The organism is Bacillus sp. FG16, assembly GCF_057809515.1.
In genome coordinates, this window is record NZ_JBMDKC010000175.1 from 1 (window position 1) to 5,802 (window position 5,802).

Here is a 5,802-nt window from a genome sequence, read left to right on the forward strand (position 1 = left end):
AACCATCAATGAATGCTAGATACGTCCTATCTAATTCATCATCAAAAACAAGTTCGGCTGGTTGCTCTGTATATAGCCAATCCGCTAAATCTTCTTTTACCTTTTGTAAATCAGCCATATCTTTTTTCGCTTTAATCACAAGAGGAACATCAATACGTCGTTCCTCCGTTTCGGTATGAAGAAAAAGAGCCCCTGCACGATGAGGGACTCTTACCAATCTTCTTTTTATTGGAGCCCATGAAGGGCGCTTTCTTCCAACTAGCATTTGAACATAATCTTTTCTAATCTTATTAAAAGTAAAACTGAGTTTCCCCAACATGCCCACCACCCTTAAAATTCCGCTCTTCTTTTTTGGTCACGCTCTTGAAGCTTTGTCGTATATGCGTAACTTCCGCTTGCTAGTTCTTTTCCATCTAAAACGTTTGTCATATTTACCGTTACATTCAGTTCTTGTTCTCTGCCTAATCTATCAGAGAACATATTTTTTGCTGTAGGTGCGTTGTTATAAGGTGATTGTGGTTGCGTATAACCATTGAAATCACCAAGTGTATGATGTGGGATACTATAATGCGAAGTTTGGAATCCAAAATCAAAAACAGATGGCATATTCCCCATCTGTTTCTTAACCGTTCCAACTACATTATTTGCTGCATCCACAACAAATCGTTTCCCCTTATCCATACCAACGCCAACACCTTCTGGAACTGCACTACCAACTGGAATCATCACTTTAGATGGACTGTTAATTTCTAGCGCTCCAGAAATAGTTTTTTTAATCTCTCCAGCAATGCCTTTCGCCTTACTATATAAACCACCTGTCGCATCATCCAAACCTTTTTCAAGACCTTCTATAATGGATTTACCAATGGAACGTAGATTTATCGTGCTGAAGAATTTTTCAACTGTATTCCACTTATCTTCAATATCGCTCTTTATTTCTCTCATTTTATCAACGACAGCTTTTTTCTTTTCTTCAAATTTCCTTGAAACTGTATTTTTTATCTCTTCTACCTTGTTGCTTGCTGAAGTTTTTGTTTCTTCCCACCATTTTGTTATACCTGACCAGGTTTCTTTCATCTTTTGAACGACATCATCTTTCATGACTTGGTATTTGGATTTTATCTGACCCGTTTCCCAATCCACTTGATTTGCATGTTCCCCAGCTTGGGATTTTGCTTCACTCACAATTTCCTTATGCTTATCTCGCGCTGTAGAAACTGTGCTATTATATTGACGATTCGCTTCCGCAATAGCTGCATCAGCTTCTTCTTTGTTCAGTGTTCCTGATTCATCTCGCAAACGTATCGCATAGGCAATTTTATCATCACGAGTCTTTTTTGCATCTTCAATAACCTTATCTCTTGCTTTGGCACTATTTTCAACAACTTCTGCTGCTTGTCTAGCTGTAATTTCACTTGCTTGTACCCTCATGTTTTCATAAATAACTTTTTGCTCCATCTGATTTGCCGACATATGCTGAATAGCCGTTCTATCCATTTCATCTTGTAAAGCTTGTAAGGAAATCCTTTCAGATGTAGTGAATTCACGCTTTTCATTTGCTGCCGTTTGAATAATTTCTCTAATTTTGTTTTCTTTTTCTTGTGTTTTTAGCTTTTCTTGCTCGTAATGTTGATTCATTTGTTCCATCCGCTTATTTTCTTCTTCCGCGGTTAACACATAAGAATCCGCAAAGAACTTTTTCAGTCCCTCCACTTCTTTTTGTTGTCTTGCATTTGTTTTTTCTATAATCGTGTTACCTAACTTGTCATATTGTCCAATTAACTTCTGTGACTGTTCTTCTGTTATCACTTCATGATTCAATCTCATTTCAGTCAACTTTTGTCTAATACCATCAGATAACTTGAAATACTCACCTAGCACTTTCTTTGTGGAAGAACTTACTTTCCCCTCTGTACTCGTAGCAAAGCGATCTACAGAAGCAATACTGTCTTCCGTTGCTTTTTGATATGCTTTATATGCAACAACTCCAGTCCCGATAAGAGCGGCTGCTACCAATCCAACCGGACCAAGTAATAGCCCTATTGCACTTCCTAAAAATCCAACTGCTCCAGCTGCCGCTCCAGCAATTCCACCAATTGGCGCTAAGGCTAAAGATAAAGCACCGATACCTGAAACAACCATTCCAACAGCTCCAAGAAATACCCCTATAACTGTGACAATAGCGGTTATCGCAAGAACAATACCACCTGTAATGGCAATCGCCTTTTGTACTGGCCCTGGTAATGAGTTAAATCCATCCACAAGCTTCTGCAACCCAGCGACAAAAGCACTAACCACAGGGGCAAGCGCATCACCAATTGTTTTTTTCATGGTGTCAAACGCTCCACTTAATTGTTCGATACGGCCTTTCAACGTGTTCATTTTCGTGTTAGCCGTCTCCAAAGCGGTTACTTTAGACATTTCCGTATACATTTTGTTTACACCTTGTGAACCTTCGTTAAATAAAATCGTTGCGCCACGAACTGCGTCTGATCCGAATAATGTTTCTAACGCCATACTTCTTTGCTGATCTGTTACATCTTTCATGGATTCTTTCAGAATGCCAGATATATGTTCTAAGCTTTGAATTTTCCCTTGTTGATCATAGAATTTCGACGATAAGAAAGCGGAACTGGTAGCTAACTCTCGGAATGTTGTATCACACTTATCATTCCATTTCGTTACCCCTTCCGTTTGCATGACATACTTTTCTAGCGCAACCTCGATGTCTCCTACACTTCTAGATGCTGGCGTAACACCATTTTTCACGAGGAAATCAAATCCAGCCTGCGCGTTATATGTGATAAGCCCTAAATCTGCCATCTTGTTATACGCTTCTTTCGTAGATGGATTTAACCTCATGAGCATTGTTTTTAATGACGTACCTGCATCTGATCCTTTTAACCCATTCTGAGCGAATACGGCTAAAGCTGTTGCTGTATCTTTAAATGTCATACCAGCTCCTGCCGCAACCGCCGCGGAAGCTGATAGACCATATTTCAATTCATGTACATCAGTGGCTGAAGCGTTGGCGGCCCCTGCAAGTAAGTTAGCGGCATCAGTAACACTCAAGCCATCCTTTTTAAATGCATTTAAGGCGGTAGAAGCAATTTCTGCTGCTTCTCCTAGTTCTAGTTCACCTGCGGCCGCTAAGTTTAGAGCCCCTTCTAATCCACCATTGATGATGTCCGTTAAACTAACGCCGGCTTTTATTAATTCTTCAATCCCTTTTCCAGCTTCAACAGAAGAATATTTTGTATCTTCCCCATACTTTACAGCTAATTTAGAGAGTTTACTCATCTCTTGTCCAGTCGCACCCGATACAGCCCTTATGGTAGCCATCTGTTGCTCGAAGTTCATCGATTCTTCGACAGCTGATTTTAGCCCTCGACCTATTGCATACGTCATTCCGCCAAACACCATGCCAATTTGCATACCAGCATTTTGTAAATGATTACCCAAGCTTTCCATGCGATTACCGAAGTTCAATAGACGATTGCCTTGTTGCTCTAATTCTTGATTTGATTGCTGTAATTCCGTTTCAAACCGATTCAGTTCAGCTGTTGCCCGATGAATTTGCTCGGCATATCGCTGTGCGGATTGACTCGCTTCTCCTTCTTCCGCCTTGGCCCGATTATACGCTGATTGAAGTTCTCGAATCTTTTCTTTCTGTTTATCTACCACACGAGATAAAACGTCAATTTTAGCTCGTGTTTGTTCAGTTGCGTTAGAAAAGCCGCTCATGCCTGTTGTAACGGACTGGAATTCAGCTTGTAAGGCTTTTAAAGAGTTGTTTAACTGATTCATTCCTTTTTGTTCCGCTTGGCGGTTTACCTGCTTTAATTCATTTTCAAAACGATTTAAATCAGCGACCGCCTTATTGACCTGTGCAGCGTATCGTTGAGTTGCTGCATCGTTTTCACCTAATGTAGCCTTATTTTGATTGTAGGCTTGTCTTAATGCTCTTACTTTCTCTTTTTGTGCTTCAATTAGTCTGTTAAGTGCATCTGTTTTAGCACGCGTTTGATCACTAGCGTTAGCGAAACCACCCATACCAGTACTGATTGATTTCAATTCATTCTGCAATGTCCTTACGGCACGTCCTGAATTGGCTATACCTTGACGAAAATTCACATTATCAAGGGACAGCCTAACGACTAAATTATTCATTTCATTTGCCATCATCTTCCCCCTCTTTAGATCATGTTTTCTGCTAGAACTTCTATTTCATTTGAATGTTGGTTCCCACTATTGTAATAATCTTGTTCTCGATACTTTTGGTTTAGCCTTAAATAATGCCAGATATCCATTTCGTTATCGATATGATGGTGTTTATACCCCTGACGTAATAAAGAGAGGTAGAGCTCGTCCATAAACTCAGTGAACGTGAGCCCTCCTCCCTCTATGCGTTTGGGTTTGTTTCTTCTCCAGTTCCTGATGTACCACCAGCCGCTTCTACCGTTTCGTTGATTATGGCATTAATGACTTCTGTCGTGGTCGATAAGAACTTGCGAGCATCTACACCATCCCAATATTGATCCAATGTAAATTGTTCACCGTACACTTTTACTACATATTGAACCATTTTATCCATGTCCTCCGGACCAGGGTTATTTGGAATATCCGCAAGCTCAGGCGCTTGACGAATCAAACGCGCTGGAATGAACTCCGGTAAATGAAACGTTTTCTTTTCTTTATTCATCATTAGTGTTAGTTTCATGTTTTTTCCTCCTCGTTAATAAAACAGAGAAAGCTTTTGCTCCCTTTTACTTGGTTTGTTTGCCATATACTGCTGTAAACCATCCATCACCAATAGCCTTTGTGAATGTAGGTTCATCCGCATCAGCTGTAAATTTTGGTCTATCATCAAAATCACGTTCAATGAATGAACCTTTGAGTTTCGTTGTTTGGAAGTTTGGTTTATCCTTCTTCGTTTCGCCTTCTTCTTCCTCTTGTGAAAGCTTCCCTTTTAATAACCAAACATATCGATATTTTCCATTAGCCTTTAAGAAACGCCATCCAATTGCTAAATAAGGCTTTTCACCTTCGCGTCTCTCATCTAATACACCGTCTTTCACTTCTGGATACCCTTCAATATCTGCTTTTGTTGATAATGAAATACTACGAAGTTCAATCTCTACTTCTACTTCCCCATCAGACTCAGCAATTTCTGATTTTTTATTATCGCTCCACATAATCTCCGAAGCTACCTTTTTAGAAGTTTTAATCTTTACAGCGCCTTCCATTTCTTTCACTGCACTATAGTCAACACCTGTTGCATCATCTTTCAATAACTTAGCGTAAACAAGGCTATCTACACCGACAGTTGAACTAATTTTAATCACTTCTCCGGCCATCTATAACTCCACTCCTTTTGCGAATCGCATCGCATAATGAAAAATTTGTGTATCATCTTCATATAAATCAGCAACCGCATAACGTGAGAAACCAATCCTTTTCATGATTTCATTCACTTTTTGATGAATTGCTGTTGTACTACTCTTTGACCAAATATCGATTTGGAATGTGATTTCACTTTCACTTTCATCATTATCCGCAAACCCATCTGGTCTATTATCTAATTCAAAAAATGTAATCCGTGGAAACTCTTCAGCATTTTTAGCTTTACGATAATAAACACGTCTTCCGCCTAATAAGGAAACAAGCTCCTGATTATTTTCAAGAGCTTGCACGATTTCAGGTCGTAAATTTATCATACATTCAGCCTCATCTCATTCTTTAAGATGTCTGTCATAGCACGTACCGCATCCGCTTTAGAAGCGTTAAAACCGGGTTCTATAA

At 39.6% G+C, this 5,802-nt stretch carries 5 protein-coding genes and 1 pseudogene; all 6 read right to left on the reverse strand.

The features are described from left to right. Nucleotides 1-316 (reverse strand): distal tail protein Dit (locus ACODS7_RS30800; protein WP_488828400.1); only part of this gene is annotated, 316 nt, incomplete at its 3' end. 14 nt (nt 317-330) lie between these two features. Next, nucleotides 331-4,182 (reverse strand): phage tail tape measure protein, encoded by a 3,852-nt coding sequence (locus tag ACODS7_RS30805; RefSeq protein ID WP_243169125.1) that lies wholly within the window; start codon nt 4,180-4,182, stop codon nt 331-333. Nucleotides 4,183-4,402: 220 nt separating this feature from the next. Beyond that, nucleotides 4,403-4,720: a phage tail assembly chaperone G gene (gene gpG, locus ACODS7_RS30810; protein ID WP_242316643.1), complete on the reverse strand. Its 318-nt coding sequence runs from the start codon at nt 4,718-4,720 to the stop codon at nt 4,403-4,405. Nucleotides 4,721-4,766: 46 nt separating this feature from the next. After that, entirely contained in the window at nt 4,767-5,357 is a 591-nt protein-coding gene (locus ACODS7_RS30815) for a major tail protein (RefSeq protein WP_023523292.1), read from the reverse strand. After that, a complete protein-coding gene (gene gp17 / locus ACODS7_RS30820; RefSeq protein WP_243169124.1) occupies nt 5,358-5,717 on the reverse strand; it encodes a tail completion protein gp17 in 360 nt (119 codons plus the stop codon). It lies immediately after the preceding gene. Next, a pseudogene (locus ACODS7_RS30825) lies at nt 5,714-5,802 on the reverse strand (HK97-gp10 family putative phage morphogenesis protein); the annotation flags it as partial. The pseudogene ACODS7_RS30825 and the gene gp17, both read right to left, overlap by 4 nt.

What these genes read in the sequence shown, in the direction of transcription:
- gp17 (WP_243169124.1), bottom strand. Translation starts at nt 5,717, where the DNA reads ATGATAAATTTACGACCTGAAATCGTGCAAGCTCTTGAAAATAATCAG.
- ACODS7_RS30805 (WP_243169125.1), bottom strand. Translation starts at nt 4,182, where the DNA reads ATGGCAAATGAAATGAATAATTTAGTCGTTAGGCTGTCCCTTGATAAT.
- gpG (WP_242316643.1), bottom strand. Translation starts at nt 4,720, where the DNA reads ATGAAACTAACACTAATGATGAATAAAGAAAAGAAAACGTTTCATTTA.
- ACODS7_RS30815 (WP_023523292.1), bottom strand. Translation starts at nt 5,357, where the DNA reads ATGGCCGGAGAAGTGATTAAAATTAGTTCAACTGTCGGTGTAGATAGC.